This is a genomic window from Enterobacter sichuanensis (genome assembly GCF_002939185.1).
GTDB classification, from domain to species: domain Bacteria; phylum Pseudomonadota; class Gammaproteobacteria; order Enterobacterales; family Enterobacteriaceae; genus Enterobacter; species Enterobacter sichuanensis.
The window spans coordinates 1-1,114 of record NZ_POVL01000150.1; the positions used below are offsets into that span (position 1 = coordinate 1).

1 protein-coding gene is annotated in these 1,114 nt (G+C 61.4%); it reads left to right on the forward strand.

Going from position 1 to position 1,114, the window contains the following annotated elements:
- Positions 1 to 89: 89 nt before the first annotated feature.
- Positions 90 to 1,114, forward strand: a 1,025-nt coding sequence (locus C5687_RS24230) for an IS481 family transposase (RefSeq protein ID WP_420796124.1), incomplete at its 3' end; no start/stop codon positions are given.

Below are 1,114 nucleotides of genomic sequence, written 5' to 3' on the forward strand. Positions count from 1 at the left end.
TGTACGGTCCGGGGACATAGTGAACGCTTGTTCGGGGACATGGTAGACACTTACAACTAAGGCATAAGAACCCGTTTATGGAGTCGCTTATGCCCTGGGATGCGAGAGATACCATGTCATTACGTACCGAGTTTGTTTTGTTCGCCTCGCAGGACGGGGCGAACATCCGTTCCCTCTGCCGTCGCTTCGGCATTTCACCTGCCACCGGCTACAAGTGGCTTCGTCGCTGGGCGGAGGAAGGGGCCTCCGGCCTTCAGGACCGCCCGCGCATACCGCACCATTCCCCGAACCGCTCATCTGACGACATTACTGCCCTGCTGCGCATGGCCCATGACCGTCATCAACGCTGGGGAGCCCGCAAGATTAAACGCTGGCTGGAAGACCAGGGGCACACCATGCCCGCCTTCAGCACCGTTCATTCCCTGATGGCCCGTCACGGCCTGCTGCCGGGCACTTCACCGGGCATTCCCGCCACGGGACGGTTCGAACATGATGCGCCGAACCGGCTCTGGCAGATGGATTTTAAGGGCCACTTTCCCTTTGGCGGTGGCCGCTGCCATCCGCTCACTTTGCTGGACGACCACTCCCGTTTTTCCCTGTGCCTGGTGCACTGTAACGATGAACGTCGAGAGACCGTGCAGCAGCAGCTGGTCAGCGTGTTTGAACGCTACGGCCTGCCGGACAGGATGACGATGGATAACGGCTCACCGTGGGGAGACACCACCGGCACCTGGACGGCGCTGGAGCTGTGGCTGATGCGCCAGGGTATCCGGGTGGGGCACTCCCGGCCGTATCATCCGCAGACGCAGGGCAAGCTGGAGCGTTTTCACCGCAGCCTGAAGGCGGAAGTGCTGCAGGGGAAGTGGTTCGCGGACAGCGGTGAACTGCAGCGCGCCTTCGACCACTGGCGGACGGTCTATAACCTTGAACGCCCGCATGAGGCGCTGGATATGGCGGTACCGGGCTCGCGGTATCAGCCGTCATCGCGACGGTACAGCGGCAACACAACGCCCCCGGAATACGACGAGGGCGTGATGGTCAGGAAAGTGGATATCAGCGGAAAGCTGAGCGTGAAAGGGGTAAGTCTGAGCGCGGGTAAAGCGTTCAGGGGAGA